Origin of the sequence: Flavobacterium sp. BFFFF1, from assembly GCF_002256285.1 — a bacterium.
In the GTDB taxonomy this organism is placed as follows: domain Bacteria; phylum Bacteroidota; class Bacteroidia; order Flavobacteriales; family Flavobacteriaceae; genus Flavobacterium.
Genome location: NZ_NKJE01000038.1, coordinates 1 through 22,786, shown reverse-complemented (window position 1 = coordinate 22,786; position 22,786 = coordinate 1). Strand labels below are relative to the sequence as shown.

At 46.0% G+C, this 22,786-nt stretch carries 21 protein-coding genes and 1 pseudogene; 12 read left to right on the top strand and 10 right to left on the bottom strand.

Annotated features, from left to right (window positions below):
- The 3 genes from CFE23_RS15375 to CFE23_RS15365 form a co-directional block, all read left to right on the top strand.
- Positions 1-1,191, top strand: a 1,191-nt coding sequence (locus CFE23_RS15375; protein WP_291089936.1) for an acyl-CoA dehydrogenase family protein, incomplete at its 5' end; no start/stop codon positions are given.
- A gap of 88 nt (positions 1,192-1,279) precedes the next feature.
- Positions 1,280-2,629, top strand: a complete 1,350-nt coding sequence (locus CFE23_RS15370; RefSeq protein ID WP_291089933.1) for a M28 family metallopeptidase — start codon at positions 1,280-1,282, stop codon at positions 2,627-2,629.
- 84 nt (positions 2,630-2,713) lie between these two features.
- Positions 2,714-3,238: a hypothetical protein gene (locus CFE23_RS15365; RefSeq protein WP_291089930.1), complete on the top strand. Its 525-nt coding sequence runs from the start codon at positions 2,714-2,716 to the stop codon at positions 3,236-3,238.
- A gap of 195 nt (positions 3,239-3,433) precedes the next feature.
- Here CFE23_RS15365 and CFE23_RS15360 read toward each other — a convergent pair whose 3' ends face one another.
- Both CFE23_RS15360 and CFE23_RS15355 read right to left on the bottom strand, forming a co-directional pair.
- On the bottom strand, positions 3,434-3,592 hold the full coding sequence (locus CFE23_RS15360) for a lmo0937 family membrane protein (protein ID WP_291089927.1): 159 nt from the start codon (positions 3,590-3,592) through the stop codon (positions 3,434-3,436).
- Between the two features lie 675 nt (positions 3,593-4,267).
- Positions 4,268-5,185 carry a YihY/virulence factor BrkB family protein gene (locus CFE23_RS15355; RefSeq protein ID WP_291089924.1) on the bottom strand — a complete coding sequence of 306 codons (918 nt, stop codon included), beginning with the start codon at positions 5,183-5,185 and terminating at the stop codon, positions 4,268-4,270.
- A 183-nt stretch (positions 5,186-5,368) separates the two neighbouring features.
- Here CFE23_RS15355 and CFE23_RS15350 point away from each other — a divergent pair, with 183 nt between their 5' ends.
- Positions 5,369-5,920 carry a superoxide dismutase family protein gene (locus CFE23_RS15350; RefSeq protein ID WP_291089920.1) on the top strand — a complete coding sequence of 184 codons (552 nt, stop codon included), beginning with the start codon at positions 5,369-5,371 and terminating at the stop codon, positions 5,918-5,920.
- Positions 5,921-5,954: 34 nt separating this feature from the next.
- Here CFE23_RS15350 and CFE23_RS15345 read toward each other — a convergent pair whose 3' ends face one another.
- The 3 genes from CFE23_RS15345 to CFE23_RS15335 form a co-directional block, all read right to left on the bottom strand.
- A complete protein-coding gene (locus CFE23_RS15345) occupies positions 5,955-8,135 on the bottom strand; it encodes a response regulator (RefSeq protein ID WP_291089917.1) in 2,181 nt (726 codons plus the stop codon).
- Positions 8,136-8,215: 80 nt separating this feature from the next.
- Positions 8,216-9,910, bottom strand: a complete 1,695-nt coding sequence (gene ettA, locus CFE23_RS15340; RefSeq protein ID WP_291089914.1) for an energy-dependent translational throttle protein EttA — start codon at positions 9,908-9,910, stop codon at positions 8,216-8,218.
- Positions 9,911-10,007: 97 nt separating this feature from the next.
- Positions 10,008-10,184 carry a CAL67264 family membrane protein gene (locus tag CFE23_RS15335; RefSeq protein WP_291089911.1) on the bottom strand — a complete coding sequence of 59 codons (177 nt, stop codon included), beginning with the start codon at positions 10,182-10,184 and terminating at the stop codon, positions 10,008-10,010.
- 412 nt (positions 10,185-10,596) lie between these two features.
- Here CFE23_RS15335 and CFE23_RS15330 point away from each other — a divergent pair.
- A pseudogene (locus tag CFE23_RS15330) lies at positions 10,597-11,232 on the top strand (DUF6266 family protein).
- Here CFE23_RS15330 and CFE23_RS15325 read toward each other — a convergent pair.
- The 3 genes from CFE23_RS15325 to CFE23_RS15315 form a co-directional block, all read right to left on the bottom strand.
- On the bottom strand, positions 11,208-11,921 hold the full coding sequence (locus tag CFE23_RS15325) for a glycosyltransferase family A protein (protein WP_291089908.1): 714 nt from the start codon (positions 11,919-11,921) through the stop codon (positions 11,208-11,210). The pseudogene CFE23_RS15330 and the gene CFE23_RS15325 overlap by 25 nt on opposite strands.
- Positions 11,922-12,018: 97 nt before the next feature.
- Entirely contained in the window at positions 12,019-12,969 is a 951-nt protein-coding gene (locus tag CFE23_RS15320) for a PhoH family protein (RefSeq protein ID WP_291089905.1), read from the bottom strand.
- Positions 12,970-12,989: 20 nt separating this feature from the next.
- Entirely contained in the window at positions 12,990-13,451 is a 462-nt protein-coding gene (locus CFE23_RS15315; protein ID WP_291089902.1) for a hypothetical protein, read from the bottom strand.
- A 116-nt stretch (positions 13,452-13,567) separates the two neighbouring features.
- Here CFE23_RS15315 and CFE23_RS15310 point away from each other — a divergent pair, with 116 nt between their 5' ends.
- The 6 genes from CFE23_RS15310 to dnaN all read left to right on the top strand — a co-directional run bounded on the left by CFE23_RS15310 (position 13,568) and on the right by dnaN (position 19,104).
- The gene (locus CFE23_RS15310) at positions 13,568-14,404 is read left to right on the top strand and encodes an SAM-dependent chlorinase/fluorinase (RefSeq protein ID WP_291089900.1); all 837 of its coding nucleotides are present in this window, start codon (positions 13,568-13,570) and stop codon (positions 14,402-14,404) included.
- Complete coding sequence (locus CFE23_RS15305; protein WP_291089898.1) at positions 14,404-14,982, top strand: hypothetical protein; 579 nt, start codon at positions 14,404-14,406, stop codon at positions 14,980-14,982. The genes CFE23_RS15310 and CFE23_RS15305 overlap by 1 nt, the downstream gene beginning before the upstream one ends.
- Positions 14,982-15,278 carry an antibiotic biosynthesis monooxygenase family protein gene (locus CFE23_RS15300; RefSeq protein ID WP_291089895.1) on the top strand — a complete coding sequence of 99 codons (297 nt, stop codon included), beginning with the start codon at positions 14,982-14,984 and terminating at the stop codon, positions 15,276-15,278. Before CFE23_RS15305 ends, CFE23_RS15300 begins: the two co-directional genes overlap by 1 nt.
- Positions 15,279-15,408: 130 nt before the next feature.
- Positions 15,409-16,134 (top strand): gliding motility-associated ABC transporter permease subunit GldF, encoded by a 726-nt coding sequence (gene gldF, locus CFE23_RS15295; protein WP_291089892.1) that lies wholly within the window; start codon positions 15,409-15,411, stop codon positions 16,132-16,134.
- Entirely contained in the window at positions 16,134-17,798 is a 1,665-nt protein-coding gene (gene gldG / locus CFE23_RS15290) for a gliding motility-associated ABC transporter substrate-binding protein GldG (RefSeq protein ID WP_291089889.1), read from the top strand. Before gldF ends, gldG begins: the two co-directional genes overlap by 1 nt.
- 187 nt (positions 17,799-17,985) lie before the next feature.
- A complete protein-coding gene (dnaN, locus tag CFE23_RS15285) occupies positions 17,986-19,104 on the top strand; it encodes a DNA polymerase III subunit beta (protein ID WP_291089886.1) in 1,119 nt (372 codons plus the stop codon).
- A 112-nt stretch (positions 19,105-19,216) separates the two neighbouring features.
- Here the strand turns inward: dnaN and CFE23_RS15280 are convergent, their stop codons facing one another.
- Positions 19,217-20,584 carry an NAD-dependent succinate-semialdehyde dehydrogenase gene (locus CFE23_RS15280; RefSeq protein WP_291089884.1) on the bottom strand — a complete coding sequence of 456 codons (1,368 nt, stop codon included), beginning with the start codon at positions 20,582-20,584 and terminating at the stop codon, positions 19,217-19,219.
- Positions 20,585-20,587: 3 nt separating this feature from the next.
- Positions 20,588-21,424 (bottom strand): universal stress protein, encoded by an 837-nt coding sequence (locus CFE23_RS15275; RefSeq protein ID WP_291089881.1) that lies wholly within the window; start codon positions 21,422-21,424, stop codon positions 20,588-20,590.
- A 329-nt stretch (positions 21,425-21,753) separates the two neighbouring features.
- On the opposite strand from CFE23_RS15275, the gene mnmE reads away from it, so the two are divergent.
- A partial coding sequence (mnmE, locus tag CFE23_RS15270) for a tRNA uridine-5-carboxymethylaminomethyl(34) synthesis GTPase MnmE (RefSeq protein ID WP_291089878.1) occupies positions 21,754-22,786 on the top strand: 1,033 nt, incomplete at its 3' end.

The window sequence follows — 22,786 nt, the reverse complement described above, 5'->3', positions numbered from 1 at the left end:
AACATTACCGGTTTTATTGTAGAAAACGATCCATCCAATGGTATTTCCATGAATGAGGAAGAACACAAACTGGGTATCCGTGCCTCCTCTACCCGCCAGGTGTTCTTCAACGAGACGAAAGTACCCGTAGAAAATATGCTTTCCGAACGCGGCAATGGCTTTAAAATCGCAATGAATGCCCTGAATGTCGGTCGTATCAAGCTCGCGGCGGCATGCCTTGATGCACAGCGGCGCGTGACGACAGGGGCAATACACTATGCCAATGAAAGGGTACAATTCAATACGGCTATTGCAAACTTTGGCGCCATCCGCTATAAGCTCGCTGAAATGGCGACAAGCTGTTATGCCGGAGAAAGTGCCACGTACCGCGCCGCTAAAGACATTGAAAACCGCATTAAAGCACGTGAGGCGGCTGGTGTATCGCATCAGGAAGCAGAATTAAAAGGTGTCGAAGAGTACGCGATTGAATGTTCGATCCTAAAAGTTGCCGTATCAGAAGACATCCAGAATTGTGCCGACGAAGGCATACAGATTTTCGGCGGCATGGGCTTCTCCGAAGATACCCCTATGGAAAGTGCGTGGCGGGATGCCCGTATTTCAAGAATCTACGAAGGAACGAATGAAATTAACCGGATGCTTTCCGTAGGCATGCTGATCAAAAAAGCCATGAAAGGACACGTAGACCTGCTGGGTCCTGCTATGAAAGTACAGGAAGAACTCATGGGAATCCCTGATTTTAATACACCTGATTATACCGAACTTTTTTCTGAAGAGAAAGAAATGGTCGCAAAGCTCAAAAAGGCATTCCTTATGGTTGCCGGTGCTGCGGTGCAAAAGTTTGGGCCAGACCTCGATGCACACCAGCAATTGCTGATGGCAGCAGCAGACATGCTGATTGAGATTTATGTCGCCGAATCTACCATTCTTCGTACAGAAAAACTCGTCAAATCCTCAGGCGATGCCACAACCACGGAGCAGGTAGCTATGGCGAAATTATACCTCTACAAGTCGGTTGATATTGTGACTCAAAAAGGAAAGGAAAGTATCATTTCTTTTGCAGAAGGAGACGAGCAACGGATGATGCTGATGGGCTTGAGACGCTTTACAAAGTATACCAATATGCCAAATATTGTGGCGTTGCGCGAGCAAATCACGACAAAACTGGTCGCTGAGAACGCCTATTGCTTTTAATAGTTTTAGTTTTAGATAGTTGGTAAAAACCATCCCGTGCAAACATGGGATGGTTTTTTTAATATTTGCTATATTTGAAAGAAAAGCCATGATACGCCTATTTTCCATCCTCTTTTTTCTTCAAAGCTTCTATTGCCTATCCCAAACGGACCAACGTGTTTACGATATTATCAACTCGGTTTCAGCAGCGCGCATTGAAAAAGATGTCAGGATTCTGGCCAACTTTGGCACGCGAAATACCTTCAGTGATACCATTTCAGAAACCAGGGGCATCGGTGCGGCACGACGCTGGATCAAATCAGAATTCGAAAGCATTTCAAAGGATTGCAAAAACTGTCTTGACGTTTCCTATGAAAAAGATTTGGTTACCAAAGCTGAAAATGATAAGATTCCGCACGACGCTTTGATCGTAAATGTCCTGGCAATCCAAAAAGGCACAAAATATCCAAACCGTTATATCATCATGAGCGGCGATATCGACAGCCGCAACTCCGATAACATGGATTTTAAAGGTGATGCGCCAGGCGCAAATGACAACGCCTCCGGAATGGCAGGAACCATCGAAGCGGCACGGGTATTGTCAAAATATAAATTTGAAAACAGCATCATCTATCTTGGATTATCCGGTGAGGAGCAGGGACTGTATGGCGGTAAAGGCGTTGCCGAATTTGCGAAGCAGCACAATTGGGAAATTATCGGTGTCATCAACAACGATATGATTGGAAATATTGACGGTGTCGATGGCGTCACGGACAACCGCACCTTCAGGATTTTTTCAGAGCCCTCTTCTCCAACCGAAACCGATCAGGAACGCAGTAAAAAGCGCTTTTATGGCGGGGAGTCCGATGGGGTATCCAGGCAATTGGCGCGATACATTCACCGGATGACTTTAGCCTATATGCCTGAAATGAACCCGATGCTGGTGTTTAGGCTGGATCGTTTCGGGCGCGGCGGGCACCATCGTCCGTTTACCGATTTGGGATACGCCGGAGTCAGGTTAATGGAGACACACGAAAACTACAACAGGCAGCACCAAAACCTGCGTACCGAAAACGGCATCGATTACGGAGATTTCATTTCTGGAGTAAATTTCAGCTATGCGGCAAAACTGACGGCCGTAAACGCCATCTCGCTCGCTGGTCTCGCCTGGGCGCCGCCAGCCCCTGCCAAGGTACTGATTGGCGGTATCGTAGAAGCCAATACCAAATTAAAATGGGAAAAATCCAAAGGTGACGTTGCCGGTTATAAAATCTACTGGAGGCTCACCACGGCTCCACAATGGGAGTTTTCGAGGATGGTCGGCGATGTCGACAACTTTGAACTCACGGGAATTGTCATTGACAACTACTATTTCGGGGTCGCCGCTGTAGGTAAAAACGGCCATGAAAGCAAAGTCGCCTTTACGACGGACATCATCAGGAAAACGGAAAACAAATAAATGCCGACAATCCAACTACCGCTGAAAACATTTTTTGCCGATTCGAATTACATTCCTATTTTTAGGCCTGTAAAAATTTAAACTATGAAATTACTAGGAATCGGGTCAAGGATTAATCACCCGGAATTTGGAAAAGGGGTAATTACCAATGTTTCTTCGAAGGATTATTGGGTTACGTTTATCGACAACGGATTGGAAACCATCGCGCTGAATGATGCCTTTGAGGTGATTGAGGCTTCAGAAAATGAAGTCGATACCATCAGCTTATATGATGTAGAAAGGTCACTTCGCGATATCCTGAGAAAATGGTCCGGTGTGGGGGAAAATGTCGCCATTGCAGACAAATGGAAAGGCGGAAAGATGTTGCTTGAGCCCGGACAGGCGGGCTTAGCGTCCAAAGAGATTCCCGTGGATACTTTTTTCCACAAAATAATTATGGTCCGCGACCGGCTGCGTGTGATGGAACAAAAAATCAATGCCAGCAACATTGAGGAAATTGAGAAAGTAGAGTTGCAGCAATACATTACAAAAATCTACGGAAGCCTGACCACTTTCAACGTGCTGTTCAAGTCCAATAATGATTACTTTGTAGGTGAAAAAACGAAGTAACATTTGACTCCAGAAATTCCTGGCAGATGACACGTCCATGTTAACCATAAAAAAAAGGCTTGTTTGCTCAAACAAGCCTTTTCTTCCAAAAACAATTAAAACATGATCTTCAATATAAAATCCAATTGCATGATTGCAAAAGCTCCCCGATTTTATATCCCTTTTCAGGTTCCAAACTACAAAACAAAATGTATTTTAAATGGGCCTATTGCCCTGGATAACCCTAAGCAGTATCGCGATAATGGCAATGACTAGTAGAATGTGGATGATGCCACCGGTGTAAAACCCGCCGAAAAAGCTGAGTGCCCAAACGATAATTAAGATTACTGCGATGGTGTAGAGTAAATTTCCCATGATTTCTGTTATTTAGTGTTAGTGATTATTTATTGACTTTTCTAATGCTTTCTTGTAGTCTCAAAATCGTTCTTACAGGCAAGAAGCATCTCGATGGTACATTACAAAATTGCCATTTTAAACAATCATTTTTGTTACACGATATTCCTCAAAAGTTATAAAATTAGTTCAGTGGTAACATCCAGCTACATTATTAACATCTCATGATCAGCGTGATACGGGAATAGAGAGAGCTGTGGGTTAAAAAAATAGCGGAATACGTAAACCTCAGGAGCGCACCATGTAACGCCCATTCGAACCATTTTCCCAACATGGCGAGGGTACTGCGCGAGGGATGGAAGCTGGGTGCCGTGCACCGCGTACAGCCCGACCCGAAGGGGCGCGCCAAAATAATTTTGGAGTAACTGTAAATAAAAAAGACCCTTATTTAAAAATAAGGGTCTCTTTCCCAAAAACAATTAAAACATGATTTGTTAAAAAAAATCCATTTGCAAAGGATGCAAAAGTTCCCCAATCTTATTTAACATTTCCAAGTCTCAAACTACAAAACAAAAATGTATTTTAGAATAAATCCAGTGATTAAACCAGATCATTTAGTTGTCTCATCCTGATATTACAAAATTGGGATTTTCAGCATATCCAATTGTTATGTTTAAAATGCACAATGTTATAATATTACTTACTCTCGATTTCGAAGATCTCTTTTTGTATTTCAACAGCGTATTCATTGGGGATGATTTTTTGCCCATGCGCCTTTGCATACACCTTCGTAAACTCGGCCCCGAAATACAGGATGATCGCAGAATAGTATACCCAGACCAGGATAATGATTACCGAACCCGCAGCGCCATACACTGTTGCCACTGTTGAGGTTCCTAAATAAGTGCTGATCGCAAACTTCCCAATCATAAAGAAGATGGATGTAAAAGCAGAACCGATAAAACTGTCGCGCCATGAAATGGTGCCGTCTGGCAGGGTCCTGAATATAACCGAGAAAAGCGTAGTGGTCGTCAGGAACAATATAATGATGTTGAGCACATAAAATAAATAGACCGTTACATCGGGGAAATAAATGGCCAACTTAGCGTTTAGCAGGTCCATTACAGTATTCACGACGAGGCTGACCATCAGCAGGAAGCCCATGACGGCAATCATGGAAAAGGACATCAGCCTGTTTTTCACGAATTTCATGACGCCCCTGTTTGGCTTGGCTTTTAAGCCCCATATAAAATTGATTGAACTTTGTATTTCGGCGAATACACCGGACGCACCGATAACCAGCATGATGACGCCAAAAATAGTGGCGAACGTATTGCTTCCGGAAAGGTGGATGTTTTTGATGGTTTCCTGAATCTGTGCCGCCGCCTCATTGCCCACCAGTCCGTTGATCTGCCCAAAAAACTGTCCTGTGACGGCTTCCTGCCCGAAGAAAAATCCGGTAATTGCCAAAATCAGTATGATTAGTGGCGGCAAAGCGAAAACCGTATAATAAGACAAGGATGCGCTTAGTTTGATTGCGTTGTCATCATTGAACTCGTTAAAAGTAGTTTTTAAAAGTTCCCAGCCACTTTTTGCCATTTCCCTGCGTTTCATCGCTTCTATAATTTAATTGTTAGTGATTTTCTTTCAAAAAAATGTTTATTTGCAAAATTAGCCCGCTTCCGTATTGGAATTTTCAAAGACTGTTACAAAATTCCCATTTGTCGGGTTTTTAACTAAATCTTAAATTTACGACGCTGTGGTTTTCGTTACCTTTGGAAGAAAACAACCACAATCATGAAAAAAATACTTCTTACTGCAGCCATTTTGACGGCAATTATTATCGGATGCAAATCCAAGACAGACAGTGAAAGCACTGCTGAAAAACCACGATCTAAAACGGTAAAGCTTAAACTGGACCTGATGCCGAAAAGCGACAGCAAAGTATCGGGCACCGCTACTTTCACCGAGCGGAACGGCAAAGTAACGTTCACTGCCAATATTTCGGGACTAAAGCCGGGTGTTCATGCCATTCACATCCACGAGAAAGCAGATTGCACTGCTGCCGATGGATCGAGTGCAGGTGGTCACTGGAACCCAACCTTTCAAAACCATGGCAAATGGGGTTCTGCCGCATACCATCGCGGTGACATAGGTAATTTCCCTGCGGACGAGTTTGGCAACGGAACGATTACAATGACTACAGACGAATGGTGTATCGGATGCGGAGACCCTAAAAAGGACATACTCGGCAAGGGACTCATCGTTCATGAAGGTCCAGACGATTTTACTTCGCAACCGGCCGGTAATGCTGGTAAACGCGTTGCATGTACCGCCATTATCAAGTAATTAAAAAGCCCAATGTAAATTGGGCTTTTTTGTTTTAGTCAAGGGATGGGTGCAACTGCTCCTGAATCATCTCAAACAGCAAGGTCGCTTCAAATGGTTTTACAATAACGTCATTTATCCCGGCAGCAGCGGCTTCGGCAGTAACCTCTTTCTTATCAAACGCGGTCAGTGCAATAATCGGTGTTTGGATGCCCATCTCCCGCATCATTCTGGTGGTTTCGTAACCATTTAGCCCCGGCATGTTGATGTCCATCAATATGATATCAAATTTTTCCTGCTGCACCATGTCAATGGCTTCCCTCCCACTGGCGGCCATTTTACACACGTGCTGGTATTTCTCGATGGTTTTTTTGGTGACCATCTGGTTGATTTTATTGTCTTCAACGACAAGGATGTTCAATTGAGTGTCAAAGTTTTTCATGGCTGGTTCCTGCTCTTGTGAGGTATTTTTTGCGATGTCAAAGGCAATGGTAAAGAAAAACCGGGTGCCTTCGTTTTCCTTACTTTCCAGTGAAATGGTGCTGTTGTACAATTCGATGAGCTTTTTTACAATCGCGAGTCCCAGCCCTGTGCCCTGATAGTCTTTTTCCTTTCTTTCAATCTGGACGAACTTTTCAAAAATCTTCTCCTGGTCTGCGCTGGCGATGCCAATGCCGTCATCTTCTATAATGAAGTCAATGAAGTAAGTCTCTCCGACTTTCCTATTTAGTTTCAATACAATCTTCACGTGCCCGTTATGGGTAAATTTTAAGGCGTTGCTGACCAGGTTCACCAGTATCTGTGAAAGCCGCAATTCATCCCCCACCAGCCTTTCCGGAATTTCAGGATCAATCATAGTGGTGAATTCATTCCCATTTTTATCCGCCAGGAACTGCAGGGAATTCCGGATGGTACGGATTTCCTCACGCAAATTCAATTCCTGCATCTCCAATACGGTTTTCCGGTCCTCCATTTTGTTCATTTGCAGGATGTCATTGACAAGGTCCAGCAGGTAATTCGCAGAGAATTTTAACGAGTTGAGTTGTTCGTTGTTGATGAGTTCCTTGTGTTCGTCAAGGATGATATCGGTAATTCCGATTACACCATACAACGGCGTACGCAGTTCATGGCTCACCGTAGAAATAAACTGGGTTTTTAACTGGGAGTTCTGTTCCGCAATCTCTTTAGCCAACTTGAGTTCTTCATTGGCCTTTGTCAATTCGGTGTTCAGCTTTTTCCTGAAAAGGATACTTTTATATTGCATGTAAACCATAATCAGCATGAAAAGCAGCAGTATGCCAAACAATAAGCTGATGATCCGTGAATCATGTATCTTTTTTTGCTGGGCTTCGTTCGCCAGTTCAATTTTCTCCAGCTGGTTTTTGTATTCGTCCAGCTCAATCTGGATGGCGGTATCATCAAGGTCGCCGGGCTTGTTTTCAGAATAAAGCTTGTCTGTAATACGCTTGTATACCTTTTTCAATGAATCGGCTTCGCGAAACTTCTTGTATTCTTTGAGGTGGTCGATATAATTTTCGTAAATATTGGCCACAAAACTCATCATCCCATTTTTCTCTCCTATCGCAATAGCCTTTCGGTAGTAGACTTCTGCGGCCTCGGGATCTTTGGTCTCGTGGGTATTGTAAAGACCGTAGAGTCCGTTGTAAGAAAGCCTGGCTTCCTCCTGTCCTTTTCTGTCGATGTAGCTCTTTACCTCCTCGAGGTAGTGTACGTTCTCTTGAAACTGGCCCAGATAGAAATAGGCACTAACGATGTTTAGTTTGGCATAAGTGATCTGCGTGCTGTCATTCACTTTAATGGCATAATACAGGGACTTCTTATAAAACTCGATTCCTTTCGTTACATCGATTTTGCCAAAGTAATAAACACTGCCTATGTTGCTGTTAATAAAGTCCTTCAGCTTATCATCGTCAATGTTCTCAGCGTATTTTAATGCCTTAGTGTAAAATTCAATGGCCCGCTTCGATTCTGAAAACTCATTGTAGACTGCGCCGATGGCATTGTAGGAATGTGCAATCAGGTAATCGTCATCGAGCTTGAATGCGCGGACAAGTGCCTGTTTTGATAAATCGAGCGATTGCTCATACATCCCTCTATCAAAAGCCGCTGCGGCCTGATTGATGATTTTCTCGACAGCTTCTTTCTCTACCGTTTCATTTTGTGAGAAGGATGCCTGCGTAAAAAGGAATAGTATAAATAGAAAAAAATGTTTCACTATGGGTTATGATACCTTCGAAAATAAAAACAAATCCCAACAAGGCGTCGGGATTGTTTTTAAGATCCTATTATTACCTATTAATTCCTGATCAGCTTTCTGTATTTGATGCGTTTTGGGGTGAGGTCACCGCCAAGACGTTTCTTCTTGTTTTCTTCATAATCGGAGAATCCACCTTCGAAGTAATAGACTTCCGAGTTGCCCTCAAATGCCAGGATGTGCGTACAAATCCTATCGAGGAACCAGCGGTCGTGGGAGATCACTACGGCGCAGCCTGCGAAATTCTCAAGCCCTTCTTCAAGTGCCCTTAAGGTGTTGATGTCCAAATCATTCGTTGGCTCATCTAAAAGTAATACGTTACCTTCTTCTTTCAAAGTCATGGCGAGGTGAAGCCTGTTTCTTTCTCCACCGGAAAGCATCGAAACTTTCTTATTCTGGTCGCTTCCGCTAAAGTTAAAACGGCTTAGATAAGCGCGTGAATTCACCTGGCGCCCACCCATCATCACCAATTCCTGGCCGTCGGCAAAGTTCTCCCAAATGGTCTTATTCGGGTCAATATTCGAATGGGACTGGTCTACATAAGCGATTTTAACCGTATCACCTGTTGTAAAAGATCCGGCGTCCGGCGTTTCTTCGCCCATGATCATTCGGAAGATGGTCGATTTACCGGCGCCATTGGGTCCGATGATCCCGACAATGCCCGCCTGTGGCAGTGTAAAATTCAGGTTGTCGTATAACAGCTTGTCGCCAAAAGCCTTGGCAACGCCATTCGCCTGAATCACATTGGTTCCCAGCCTCGGCCCATTGGGGATATAAATTTCGAGGTTTTCATCCAGCTGTTTCTGGTCCTCATTAAGGAGTTTGTCGTAATTTTGCAAACGCGCTTTTTGTTTGGTCTGGCGGCCTTTGGCACCCTGCCGTACCCAATCCAGCTCGCGCTCCAGCGTTTTCCTCCGCTTGGAAGCCACTTTTTCTTCCAATGCCATGCGTGACGACTTCTGGTCCAGCCACGAAGAGTAATTTCCTTTCCATGGAATACCTTCACCACGGTCCAGTTCCAAAATCCATCCTGCAACGTTATCCAGGAAGTAACGGTCGTGCGTTACTGCGATAACGGTTCCGGCATATTGCGCCAGATGCTGCTCTAACCACAAAACGCTTTCCGCGTCAAGGTGGTTGGTTGGCTCATCAAGCAACAGCACGTCCGGCTGTTGCAGCAAGAGGCGGCAGAGCGCCACACGACGGCGTTCTCCACCAGAAAGCACATTGATTGGCATGTCGCCTTCCGGAGTACGCAGCGCATCCATGGCGATTTCCAGTTTGGTGTCCAGTTCCCATGCGCCGGAGGCATCAATCTTATCCTGAAGCTCCGCCTGGCGGTCCATGAGTTTTTGCATTTTATCGGCATCCTCATATACTTCAGGAAGCCCGAACATATCGTTTATTTTGTTAAACTCATCCAGGATGGCAACCGTTTCCGCTACCCCTTCACGAACGACTTCAATCACCGTCTTTGTCTCATCCAGCTGCGGTTCCTGTTCCAGATACCCTACCGTATAGCCGGGTTGGAATACCACATCACCCTGATAGTTTTTATCAACCCCTGCAATGATGCGGAGTAACGAAGACTTTCCAGATCCGTTAAGACCCAGGATTCCAATTTTTGCCCCATAGAAAAAACTGAGGTATATGTTTTTCAAAACCTGCTTGTCGCTGCTGGAATACGTCTTGCTTACCCGTTGCATCGAAAAGATTACTTTTTTATCGTCTGACATTTTGTATTGTTTTAAATTATAAATTTTACATTATCGATATTGGCGTCCCTTAGGCTGGTGCTGATGCCATGGCATGCTGCACCGCATCATCCCGAATCTACAGCCTTCCTTTCAGCGAACTAAAAACCCAGGCATTGGCCAGGAATCCCACGCCAACGGCAGCAAAACCCCAGCCGGCCGTATCATCGTATCGGAACGCACCCAGGGCAATCAACAGCAATCCCATAATAATCATAATCAGTGTCGCCCAGCCAAGAATCGTATTTTTATTCATTTCAGCAATTTCATTTTTTAGAGGCGTAAATATCGGGAATTTTATTGTTTTCCCGCGTAAAATTATGCTCCTGATATGCTACAAACTGCTAAATTATTCCTATTCACTATACCAGCGCCCCATTGCTATCCGTTGTTTGCCAGGGTTTCATTGGGGTTTTATTGGGGTTTTGATGGGGTTTCTTGCTGCAAAAGCCTGTATTTACTGGAGAATTTCCAATAAAACCCTGCCAAACCCCAACAAAAATCCGGCACAAAATTATCAATGCTGCCATTTGAACTGCGGTAAAAAACGGTAAAAAGCGGTAAAAAGCAGTCAATTGCGGTAATTTATGCCCTTGGCCGGCCGCCTCCCTTTTACACACTGAAAATGATCTTTACCTTCGTTGTAAACATTTAAATCCAATGAACCTATGGCACTAGCAGACAACGGCATACTGGGCAGCTTCACCGGCAAAGTAGGCACAGTGGTGGGCGTAAGATGGCGGGATAAAAATGTAATGCGCAGTAAACCGAAAAAGACCCGCCACGAACCTTCGGAGAAACAGCTGGCACAACGCAGCAAAATGGGACTGGTGTCGTCGTTCCTGAAACCGCTTCGGCCTATAACCGATCGCTATTTCGGGCAACCGGAAGCGGGAAAATCGCGTGCCGACCTATCCTTGTCCTACCACCTGACAAATGCTTTAACCGGCAGCCATCCTGATTTGTCGATTGATTTCAAAAAAGTAATCGTTACGAAAGGAGAATTGCCCGGGATATATGGCGCAGAGATCGTTGCCGAAGCAGACGGACGGGTTCGGTTAAGCTAGTTTGACAATTCCGGATATGCCACCGCCAAGCCAGAGGACCTGCTGCTCGGTATCGTCTACGACCCACAAAAAAAGTGCTTTTATTTCGCCCCCGAAATACCACGTTGCCACGGTGGCGGATTCCTCCTATTGCCCACAGGATGGACACACGACGGCCTACAGCTGTGGCTTTCCTTTGTCAGCAGCGACGGGAAAAGTGTTGCCAATAGTATTTATTTCGGCGCAATAGAAGACTGATCGTCCGCCCCTTTATTGAGGTTCCTGATCGATTGCTCGCTTTTTGTAATGCTGTCTTCAGCCCGGGTGTAGTTGTAGGTTTTCAGGTGATTTACATGCGCCGTGTTGTATTTTCCTTCGGCCCTCGACCAAAATTCGGTGTCCTCTCCATAAGCGAGGTTGTTGAAGCCCCCCAATTCAAGGAACACTTTCCTTTTTCCAAAAAAGGTGGATCCCGCAACGCAATCCGCGAGGTTAATCATCTGCCCTTGTTTGTAAAAATCCGGTACGAAGATTTCCTCGTCCATATAAAGCCCGCCTTGTACGAGATCGATATCAGGATGTGCGGTAAGATAATCAATCCGGGACTGCAGGTGCGTGGGTTGCAGTGTATCGTCACTGTCTAAAAAAGTAACGTACTTACCCGTGGCATTGATCAATCCGACATTGCGTGTGAGGGCCAGTTTCCTGTTCTGCTGCTTTACATAACGGATATTCGCATGGGCCATCACATAGTTATTAATCAGTGTAAAAGTGTCGTCATCGCTGCCGTCGTCAACGACGATAATCTCCCAATCGCCATTGGTCTGCCCGATGATGCTGTCCACTGCTGCGGCCAGATAGGTTTCCCGGTTGAAGGTGCAGATGATGATCGCGACCAGTGGCTTTGCACTCGTAGTGACTGCGATGTTATTTAAAGCGTGTTCCATGTACTGTATTTGTTATGGTGCTGCTGTAGTGAAATGCGTGTGCAGCTCCTGTCACGCTTCTGCAAAAAAAATCCCCTGAAAGGGGACTTTTCACACATCAGTCGGTATTTTCAATTTGTTTGTAAGCGTCAATCACCTTTTTGACGAGCCTGTGGCGTACGATATCTTTGTCATCAAGATAGATGATCCCGATCCCATCGATGTCTTTCAATACCAACAGGGCTTCCTTTAATCCTGAGATGGTGCGCCTTGGTAAGTCCACCTGCCCCGGATCGCCGGTAATCATAAACTTGGCATTCTTCCCCATACGGGTCAGGAACATTTTCATCTGCGAATGGGTGGTATTCTGCGCCTCATCCAATATCACGAAGGCATTGTCCAGGGTGCGTCCGCGCATAAAGGCCAGCGGTGCGATCTGAATAATCCCCTTGAGGATGTAATCTTCGAGTGACTGCGGCGGAATCATGTCCCGAAGCGCATCATATAAAGGCTGCATGTATGGATCGAGCTTTTCTTTCATATCCCCGGGCAGGAATCCCAGGTTTTCGCCGGCTTCCACAGCAGGACGTGTCAGGATAATCCGCTTGACCTGCTTTTCCTTCAGTGCTTTTACTGCCATGGCCACGCCGGTGTATGTCTTTCCGGTTCCAGCAGGACCAACGGCAAATACCATATCATTTTTGTTGATCGTATCGACGAGCAATTGCTGGTTGGGCGTCATCGCCTTGATGATCTTCCCGCCGATGCCATGGACAAGGATTTTCTCGCTGTCCGGCATGCGCTGCTCCTCCTGCGAGTTGCTTTGGATTACCCGGTCGATCACGTTGTCATCAATTCGGTTGTAACGGCTGAAATGCTGCATCAGACGATTGAAACGGACTTCAAACTCATCGAGCACCTCTTTTTCGCCAAAAGCCTTAATCGTAGTGCCTCGGGCTACAATCTTTAATTTGGGATAGTATTTCTTAATGGTCTCCAGGTGGGCATCCTGAGCACCCCAAAAATCCTTTGGGGCAATGTCTACTAATTCAATGATTCTTTCGTTCAAAAGCAGTGTATTTTGTGTTATTAATTGAGGCAGAGCCTAAGGCCGATGCCATTTGGGTTGCCGATTACATTGATGGTCCGGACGCGCTCCGTAGTGGGATGACCGTTGTATTGGTCTACCGCGCTTCGTATTTTACGCGCATATCCTATCTTAATGGGGATGGCAACAGCTACGGAGCCCAGGCCCACAAAGGTAATTGCAGTGGGATAATGGGTATCGCTGAACAATCCTGCCGCAAGATCACCAGCCGCCAGTCCTATGCCCAGTCCAAGTAAAAAATCACCAATGGTTTTTTTGCTCCTTCCGGTATTGTAACTTTCAAGTGCTTTCGGATTTGAAGCCAAAATATCGCGTACCAATTTCGGGGTAAGCGTTTGGTTGTCGCTGTTGGTGACATTTCCATTTGGAACATAAACCAGATTTTGGCTGTGTGCGGCGATATTTAAAAACATTATCAGGAAAAAAGTAATTTTTTTTATCATACTCAGGATCGTTGCCTATTAAAAAATGTCTTTAAATAAAGTAGAAAATGGTTTAGCTTTGCATTCAAATTTAAGGATAATTTAATCCCGTATTCTTTTTAGTTATAAACAATTTTATGTCAATAATTACCCTAACTACAGATTATGGAACCAAGGATCATTTCGTTGGGGCACTGAAGGGTAAAATCCTTAAAGAATTTTCCGAGGCGACAATTATTGACATTTCGCACGACATTGATCCGTTCAATACGGCCCAGGCCAGCTACATCATCAGTGCCGCATACCGCAGTTTTCCCAAAGGAACCGTACACCTGATTGGTGTTGATGCCGAAAGAAATAAGGAAAACCGACATATTGCGCTGGCGTGGGACGAACACTTCTTTATTTGTGCCGATAATGGCATCCCCGGCATGCTGACCCAAAAGATTGTGCCCGGGCAAATGGTGGAGATCAACATCCATGACCGGCTTCCGAATGACGCTACCGATCTGGATGTTTTTGTGACTGTCGCCTGCCATATTGCACGGGGCGGGCAACTGAATGTGATTGGCAAAGAGATCAAATCGATTAAACAGGTCACCGAGTTAAAGCCTACGATTACGTCCGATACCATCAAAGGATATGTCGTATACATCGACCATTTTGGAAATGGCGTCACGAACATCTCCCGAAGCCAGTTCCTTGAACATGCAAAAGGGCGCCCTTACGAGATCATCCTGAATGAAAAGCGGGAACGCAGCAACATCCGGACCATCTGGCCCCGGTATTCCGATATCGTAGTCTCCGATAAATTTAAGATCAAAGATTATGAAGGGCAAAAGCTGGCGATTTTCAACGAAGCGGGTTTTCTGGAGATTGCGATCTTCCGAAGCAACCCAAACACCGTCGGCAGTGCGGCCACACTTTTGGGTTTAGGCTACCGCGATGTGGTGACCATTAATTTCGGTTTATAATGAAAGTACTCAAGATATTCCTTTTCGTTTTTTTTAGTTTTGCCTTACAGGCGCAGGTATCCGACGCTGTTTATGAAAAGATGTATGTGTATTCCGACAGCATCCGGAAAAATGACCTGACAGGGAAAATCGATCCCCAAACGGTAAAGATGGCAGATTCTTTAACCAATGCACACCCATTGGCCTATTTTGCAGCAGCCGCTAAACTTCTTGAGGCTTTTAAATACAATGATGCTGCTTATATTTGGGCCGTCGGAAAAATGAGGGAAACGTATTACGGCAATTTTACCAAATACGACAGGGCTTTTTATGATTACAGGGATGCCGTCTCTGACCCGGTATGGATGTTTTTAAGAAGTAATGTCGATAACGTCGTAGCCATATTAAAGATTGCCGCCACATACCACCTCAAACACGACTATAGACTCAGCCCAAGGGATGCGAAGCCTGACCATTATGATGAGGCTGCACACTTGTATGAAAGGATGGCCGAACAGTTCTCCATACATGAGTCCTATTTTGAGAACATGTGGCTGCGGGAGCGAAAAGAACAGGAAGCGTATAATCAACAGAAATAATGTTAGTAAGAATAGTAAAGATGTCGTTCCATGAAGAAAACATCCCTGCGTTCAGGGAAAACTTCGAACTGATGAAAGAAAAAATACGAAATGCACCCGGGAACCGTTTCTTAGAACTGTACCAGGACCGGGACAATCCCTGTATATTTTTTACGTACAGCTATTGGGAACATGAAGATGATCTCAACAACTACCGCAACTCAGAATTGTTTTACGATGTGTGGGCGTTTACAAAAAAGCTGTTTAACGCCAAACCGGAAGCGTGGAGCGTGGATAAATTAGTAAGTTTGCAGTAACGTTTGGTAAGATCGGAAGTTCGAAAGTTCGGAAGATCACCAGTCCCTGATTTGGACATGAAATCAGTTTGAAAATATTATAAACCTAAAATGTCTTTCGATCTCACGATCTTCTGATCTTAAAATTAAAATGAAAGCTATTCTTTTAAAAGAAATAAAATCCTTCTTCGGCTCGCCAATGGGTTACCTGGTGATCGCCATTTTCCTGTTGCTGAATGGGCTGTTCCTCTGGTTTTTTGAAGGCGACTTTAACATCCTGAACGCTGGCTTTGCAGACCTTGCCCCGTTCTTCACCCTTGCTCCGTGGATCCTGATCTTCCTGATTCCGGCGGTCACCATGCGCAGTTTCTCCGAAGAGAAAAAACAGGGTACCTTAGAGCTATTGCTCACCAAGCCCCTGAGCATCCGGGAAATTGTCAGCGGTAAATTCTTTGCTGCGGTACTGCTGATCGTGATTGCAATCATCCCCACGTTTATCTATGTCTATGTGATTTCCAATCTCGGGATGACCGAAGGCAACATCGATATGGGCAGCACCATTGGCTCCTATTTCGGATTGTTGTTCCTGATTGGCGGTTACACGGCGATTGGGATTTTTACTTCAACACTGTCCGATAACCAGATCGTTTCTTTTATCCTGTCCGTATTTGTGTGCTTCCTGTTTTATTTCGGGATTGATGGCGTGGCGTCGTATGCGGGAAGTTTTGAAACACTGGTGGCGTCATTCGGGATGCAGGAACACTTTAAAAGTATGGGGCGTGGTGTACTCGACACGCGCGACCTGATTTACTTCACCAGCATCGCTGTGCTGTTCCTGTCCCTGACCATTTTTAAATTAAAATCTTCAAGAGCGTGATGAAAAGCAATAAATCCACCCCATTTAAGACGCTGCTTTTTACCATCATCATCCTTCTATTGGTGAATGTTGCAGGTTTTTACCTTTTCAAGAGGTTTGACCTCACGGCTGACAAAAGATATACCTTGTCTCCTGCCACACTCAACGTCATTAAAGACGTCAAAGAACCAGTCTACATCTATGTCTTCCTCACAGGCGAATTTCCGGCACAGTTCAAGAGGCTGCAAACGGAGACCCGCCAGATGCTGGAGGAATTTCATGCGTACAATTCCAACATCACTTTTAAATTCAGTGATCCCATGGAAGATGAAGCCACCGCAGAGGCTTACAAACAGGAGCTTACCGCCAAAGGTTTTGTACCGGTAAACATCAACCAGACGATCAAGGGAAAAAAAACGCTGACGCAGGTATTTCCCTGGGCCAAAGCCGATCTGGGCGAGAAATCAGTGGCGGTGCCGCTGCTCGTCAACAACTTCGGCAGCAACTCGGATGACAACATCAACAAATCAGTACAACTGCTCGAATTTGCCTTTACCGATGCGCTGACGAAACTCACCAGCAATACAAAAAAACGTCTCGCGGTACTGAAAGGCAACGGAGAAATCAAGGACAAGTACATGGCCGATTTCCTTCGGAGTGCCAAAGAATATTACACGCTGGCCGAGTTCAACCTCGACTCGCTACAGAACGATCCTGCAAAGGTTTTGTCTAATTTGAGGCACTTCGATGCCACACTGATAGCCAAGCCTACACAGCCGTTTAGTGACAACGAGAAATACATCCTTGACCAGTATATTGAAAATGGCGGCAAGACGATGTGGCTGATCGACAAAGTATCGATTGACCTGGACAGCCTGCAAAATGACCAACAGGCCACGCTCGCTTTCCCATTAGACCTGAACCTCGACGACATGTTCTTTAAATACGGCGTACGGATCAACAACAAGCTGATTCAGGATTTGCTGTCCACACCGATAACGGTACAGTCCCAAAACGGGGAAATGCCCATCGACTGGCTGTATTCACCGATTATTAAGTCGGAAGAGAACCATGCCATCAACAAAAATGTAAACCTTGTAAAGCTTGAGTTCGCGAACCAGATCGACACTTTAAAGAATGGCATTCGGAAAACGGTGCTGCTTAAAAGTTCGGCGCAGTCCAAACCGATAGGCGTTCCGGTGCGTATTGGGCTTGCAGACTTTACCAATGTGGTTGATGAAAGCGCGTTTAAGGATGGCGGCCAGATTATCGGGACACTGCTCGAAGGCCGTTTTACATCGGCATTTAAAAACCGTGTAAAACCATTTACGGTGGCGGATCCGGTAGACGACGGTAAAAACAATAAAATGATTGTCATTGCCGATGGCGACATCATCAATTACAAATATGTCAACAAAAAACCGCTGATCAACGATATTGACCCGTGGACACAACAGTCGTATGGCAACAAGGACTTCCTGATCAATGCGATGAACTACCTGCTGGACGACAACGGACTTGTTGACATCCGGAACAAGAACATTGAATTGCAGCTGCTCGACGATAAAAAGGTGGAAAAGGAATATACCAAGACACAGTTCCTGACCATTGGTGCGCCATTGTTGTTCTTATTGGTATTCGGGTTGGTGTATGGCTGGCTCAGGAAGCGCAGGTATGCGAGATAAGTTTTGAGTTCGGGAGATCGGAAGTTCGGGATACATCATGTATTCAACTTCCGATCTTCCGATCATTTTAACTTGTAAACTTCCCCAAATGTTAATAAAATTCTTTTAAAAATCTATTACTTTAAAATATATTTGTGGAATGTAAAAATTATACTGATTTTTACGCCCTTTAAAAAATAACAACGAAATGAAATTCATCGTATCGAGTTCTTACCTATTAAAACAACTGCAGGTTCTTGGAAGTGTTATCAATAGCAGCAATACCCTGCCGATTTTAGATAATTTCCTTTTTGAATTAGACAATAAGACCCTTACCGTTTCTGCTTCCGATTTAGAGACTACGATGTCCGCCACACTGGAAATCGATTCTGAAAGCCAGGGAAGTGTTGCCGTTCCAGCGAAACTACTGCTTGAAATACTGAAGACGTTCCCGGAGCAGCCGCTTACTTTTACGGTAGAGGAAAACAATACGATTGAAATCAGTTCCAATTCCGGTAAATATGCACTCGCATACGCACCCGGCGAGGAATTCCCTAAATCAGTAAATCTTGAAGACCCTTCTGTAACTTTGGTGCCTGCCGATGTGCTCGCCACCGCAGTAAGCAAAACGATATTCGCAGCAGGTAATGACGACCTTCGTCCGGTAATGTCCGGGGTGTTCTTCCAGTTTTCTCCGGAAGGGCTTACGTTTGTCGCCACCGATGCGCACAAACTGGTGAAATATGCCCGTACCGATGTAAAGGCATCACAGGTGGCTGATTTTATCATGCCGAAGAAACCTTTGAACATCTTAAAAAGTATCTTAGGCGCTTCGGATGCGGAAGTGAAGATTGAATACAACGATTCAAATGCGACGTTCTCGTTTGACAACTACATCCTGATGTGCCGCCTGATAGACGGGAAGTACCCGAACTATGAAGCGGTTATCCCAAAGGAGAATCCAAACAAACTGATGATTGACCGTTCGCAGTTCCTGAACTCCGTACGCCGTGTGGCCATCTTCTCAAATAAGACGACACACCAGATTCGGTTGAAGATTGCAGGTGCTGAATTAAACATCTCTGCAGAAGATATTGACTACTCGAATAAGGCTGAAGAAAGACTGACCTGTGATTATCAGGGCGACGATATGCAGATTGGATTTAACTCGCGTTTTCTAACGGAAATGCTGACCAATTTACATTCTGACATGATCATGCTCGAAATGTCTTTGCCTAACCGTGCCGGTATCCTTACGCCTGTTGATGGCCTGGAAGTCGGGGAAAGCGTCACGATGCTCGTGATGCCGGTGATGCTGAACAACTAGTATATATTATTACACCATAGAAACAATATATTACCAACCCAACCAATTTTTATACGAGAAAAACCGCAATGTATGTTGCGGTTTTTTTTATTTGTAGCTGTGGGTAGTATGCCTATTCCGGTATGTAGATGACTTTCTTATTGATAAATTCCTCTACAGCCAGTGGCGACAATTCCCTGCCGTAACCGGAACGTTTGGTCCCGCCAAAAGGAAGGTCGGGTCTCGAGGCAAGGTTTTGATTGATGAACACCATGCCGGTGTCAATACGGCTGGCAACAGCCACGGCCTTTGCTTTGTCTTTGCTGAACACCGAGCCTCCGAGACCGAAGCCGGTATCATTGGCCAATGCTATCGCTTCCTCCACATCTTTTACTTTATAGAACGAGGCGACAGGCCCGAATAATTCGGCGTGGTATGCGACGGCGTCTTTCGGGATGTCAGTCAGGATGGTGAATTCGAAGAATGCCCCTTCCCTATCGATGCGCTTCCCGCCGATGACGACCTTCGCTCCTGCTTTCACCGAATCGTCTACCTGCTTTGCGATGTTCTGTGCCGCTTCTTCACTGACCATAGGGCCAATCTTTGTTTCCCGGTCCATCGGGTCGCCTACTTTCAATCCGGTGATTTTGGCGGTGAACTTCGCGAGGAACTCCTCAGCAATGCCTTCAACGGCGATAATGCGCTTAGACGACGTGCAGGACTGCCCCATATTGTTAAACCGTCCCAAAACTGCTTTCTCTACTGCGAGGTCGACATCGGCATCGTCAAGGATGATGAAGGCGTCACTGCCTCCCAATTCGAGTACCGATTTCTTCAGGTTCTTCCCGGCGGCTTCAGCGAGGCTTGCGCCTGCTTTCTCGCTCCCGGTTAATGACAGTCCTGTGATGCGTTCATCTGCGGCAAGTGCGGCGATCTTATCACTGGAGAGGAACAGGTTGGTGTACAAACCGTCAGGCGCGCCAGCGTCCGTAAACAACGTTTCGATCATTTGTGCGCATTGGGGGACGTTTGAGGCATGCTTGATCATTATTACATTCCCGGCAATGATATTCGGGGCGGTAAGTCTGCCCACCTGATTGAACGGGAAGTTCCAGGGCTCTACACCCAGGATAATGCCAGTGGGTGTGTAACGGATAAACGCTCGCCCATCCTTTACCTCGAGCGGACGGTCTTCGAGGAACGCTTCGGCGTGGTCTGCGTAATATTGGTACACGGAGGCACACATGTCGATTTCGCTTTCGCTTTGTGCGATGAGTTTGCCCATTTCGAGTGTGATCAATGCGGCGAGTTCTGATTTGCGTTCCTGCATCAACTGTGCTACACGGGCGAGGAGCGCGGCACGTTCTTTTATGGGCGTGTTTCTCCAGGCTGTAAACGTTTTGTGGGCGGCGGTGATTTTCTGTTGCACCTGCTCGTCTGAGAAGGTATCGAAGGTTTTAATGGCCTTATTGTTGTATGGGTTGACCGTTTGTATGGGCATGATTTATCGTTTATGGAGGGCTAATAATGGTGTTTTGAGGTGGAACGCCAGCTTCTTCGTAAGGCTGGTGTGGAACAGGCTTTCCCAGAACCCGCGTTTGTGGTTCAGCAGTGCGACGAGGTCGATGCGGTGCGCTTCGGTAAAGTCGATGATGGATTCTTCGATGTCGTTGCTGACGAGCGTGTGGAAGTTTACGTTGTTCCCGAAGCCGGCTTTCCATGCGGCTACGGTTTCCGCGCCGATGGTTTCGCCTTCGGTTTGTACATGCAGGCATTCGACGACGGCACCCCACGTATCGGCGAGTGCGAGGAGTCGCTTCAGTGCTTCCCGTTCATCTTGTTTGTAACTGATGGCATAGCCAATCTTCCGGATATCCTGGTATTTCGATTCGTCCGGAATGGCGAGTACAAACGCACTTGTTTCGGTCATGACATCGGCGGTGGTGGTGCCAAAGAAAAACTCGGTAAAGCCGGTGGCACCGTGTGTACCCATCACGACATAATCGATATTGTCTTTTTCTACCAGTGTCGCGATATTCTGGACGAGGTCGCCTTCAAGGAGCACATTGTTCAACGGCACATGCCCCAAGCCATTCGCATGGGCGATCTGGTGCAAGGCAGGTACCTGTGATTTGTAGTTCTCAAAATTGGCGAGTTCAAGGCTTTGGTAGACTTCTGCCTGGTACAACGGAACCTCGACATAGTTGGCGTCGAGGATCGGATACTCGTACACATGCAGCGTGATGATTTCGGCTTTCAATGAATCGGCGAGCTTTAATGCGTAAACGAACGCATTGTTGGCACTTTCAGAGAAATCAGTGGGGAACAATATCTTCTTCATGACGTCTTATTTTGGATTTTAATAAAGTTACGAAAGCAAACGCTAAAGTGGGTTGCCGTTTGGGGAATTTTTAACAGGAAGTTGATTTGGAAAAGGTACTGCCTTTTAACAACGGCGCTGCGTGAGGGATGGCAGCGGCATCCTTTTCCCGCCAGTTCGGGTGCACCCACTGGGTGTATCGGGCACGCGGGAAAAGATACAGCGGACAGCCCGACCCGAAGGGGCACGCGCAGGTGATTAGGAATTGGGAATTAGGAATTGCGAATGAGGAGTAGGCGGGTAAACCTACGACCTTAAAAATCGTTACTTTTGCAAAAAAAGTAAGAACGATGACGTATCAGGACAACATTGTGGCATTGGCTACGCCTTCAGGTGCGGGGGCGATTGCGATCGTGCGGATTTCAGGCAGTGATGCCGTGTCTATTGCGGCGAAGGTGTTCCGCCCGCTGAAAGCCAAGGAGCTGTCGAAACAGAAAACGCATACGCTGCACCTTGGGCATATTGTTGATGGCGACAAAGTCATTGATGAAGTGCTGTTGTCCTTGTTCAAAGGGCCGCATTCGTATACGGGGGAAAATACGATTGAGCTGTCGTGCCATGGGTCGCCTTACATCCAGCAGCAGCTGATCCAATTGCTGTTGCGCAATGGCTGTAGGATGGCGCAGGCGGGCGAGTTTACGCTGCGGGCATTCCTGAATGGGAAGTTGGACCTGTCGCAGGCAGAGGCGGTGGCGGACCTGATTGCGTCAGACAACGAGGCGTCGCACCAGATTGCGATGCAGCAGATGCGCGGCGGGTTTTCTAATGAGATTGCGCAGCTACGCACCGAACTGCTGAACTTTGCCTCACTGATTGAGCTGGAGCTCGACTTTGCCGAGGAAGACGTTGCCTTTGCCGACCGTTCGCAGTTCCGTGAGCTGCTGGACCGGATTGAGCGCGTGCTGAAAAGGCTGATTGACTCGTTTGCGACGGGCAATGTGATCAAGAATGGGATTCCGGTGGCGATTGTGGGCGAACCGAATGTGGGGAAATCTACATTACTGAACGCACTGTTGAACGAGGAGCGTGCCATTGTTTCAGACATTGCGGGTACGACGCGGGATACGATTGAAGATGAGTTGGTCATTGGCGGTATTGGGTTCCGGTTTATTGATACGGCGGGGATCCGGGAGACCATCGATGTGGTGGAAAGCATTGGGATCCGGAAGACGTTTGAGAAGATGGAACAGGCGCAGGTGGTGGTTTATTTAATTAATAATGAAGAATTAATAATTAATAATGAGGAGCTGACAATTAATAATGAAGAATTAATAATTAATAATGAGGATCTGACAATTAATAATGAAGAATTAATAATTAATA

Excerpts from the sequence above, each read along its gene's own strand:
- ettA (WP_291089914.1), bottom strand. The coding sequence starts at position 9,910 with ATGTCAGACGATAAAAAAGTAATCTTTTCGATGCAACGGGTAAGCAAG.
- CFE23_RS15280 (WP_291089884.1), bottom strand. The coding sequence starts at position 20,584 with ATGCCCATACAAACGGTCAACCCATACAACAATAAGGCCATTAAAACC.
- CFE23_RS15360 (WP_291089927.1), bottom strand. The coding sequence starts at position 3,592 with ATGGGAAATTTACTCTACACCATCGCAGTAATCTTAATTATCGTTTGG.
- CFE23_RS15275 (WP_291089881.1), bottom strand. The coding sequence starts at position 21,424 with ATGAAGAAGATATTGTTCCCCACTGATTTCTCTGAAAGTGCCAACAAT.
- CFE23_RS15305 (WP_291089898.1), top strand. The coding sequence starts at position 14,404 with ATGAAAGTACTCAAGATATTCCTTTTCGTTTTTTTTAGTTTTGCCTTA.
- gldF (WP_291089892.1), top strand. The coding sequence starts at position 15,409 with ATGAAAGCTATTCTTTTAAAAGAAATAAAATCCTTCTTCGGCTCGCCA.
- CFE23_RS15335 (WP_291089911.1), bottom strand. The coding sequence starts at position 10,184 with ATGAATAAAAATACGATTCTTGGCTGGGCGACACTGATTATGATTATT.
- CFE23_RS15370 (WP_291089933.1), top strand. The coding sequence starts at position 1,280 with ATGATACGCCTATTTTCCATCCTCTTTTTTCTTCAAAGCTTCTATTGC.
- dnaN (WP_291089886.1), top strand. The coding sequence starts at position 17,986 with ATGAAATTCATCGTATCGAGTTCTTACCTATTAAAACAACTGCAGGTT.
- CFE23_RS15315 (WP_291089902.1), bottom strand. The coding sequence starts at position 13,451 with ATGATAAAAAAAATTACTTTTTTCCTGATAATGTTTTTAAATATCGCC.
- CFE23_RS15365 (WP_291089930.1), top strand. The coding sequence starts at position 2,714 with ATGAAATTACTAGGAATCGGGTCAAGGATTAATCACCCGGAATTTGGA.
- CFE23_RS15355 (WP_291089924.1), bottom strand. The coding sequence starts at position 5,185 with ATGAAACGCAGGGAAATGGCAAAAAGTGGCTGGGAACTTTTAAAAACT.
- CFE23_RS15300 (WP_291089895.1), top strand. The coding sequence starts at position 14,982 with ATGTTAGTAAGAATAGTAAAGATGTCGTTCCATGAAGAAAACATCCCT.
- CFE23_RS15310 (WP_291089900.1), top strand. The coding sequence starts at position 13,568 with ATGTCAATAATTACCCTAACTACAGATTATGGAACCAAGGATCATTTC.
- CFE23_RS15325 (WP_291089908.1), bottom strand. The coding sequence starts at position 11,921 with ATGGAACACGCTTTAAATAACATCGCAGTCACTACGAGTGCAAAGCCA.
- gldG (WP_291089889.1), top strand. The coding sequence starts at position 16,134 with ATGAAAAGCAATAAATCCACCCCATTTAAGACGCTGCTTTTTACCATC.
- CFE23_RS15350 (WP_291089920.1), top strand. The coding sequence starts at position 5,369 with ATGAAAAAAATACTTCTTACTGCAGCCATTTTGACGGCAATTATTATC.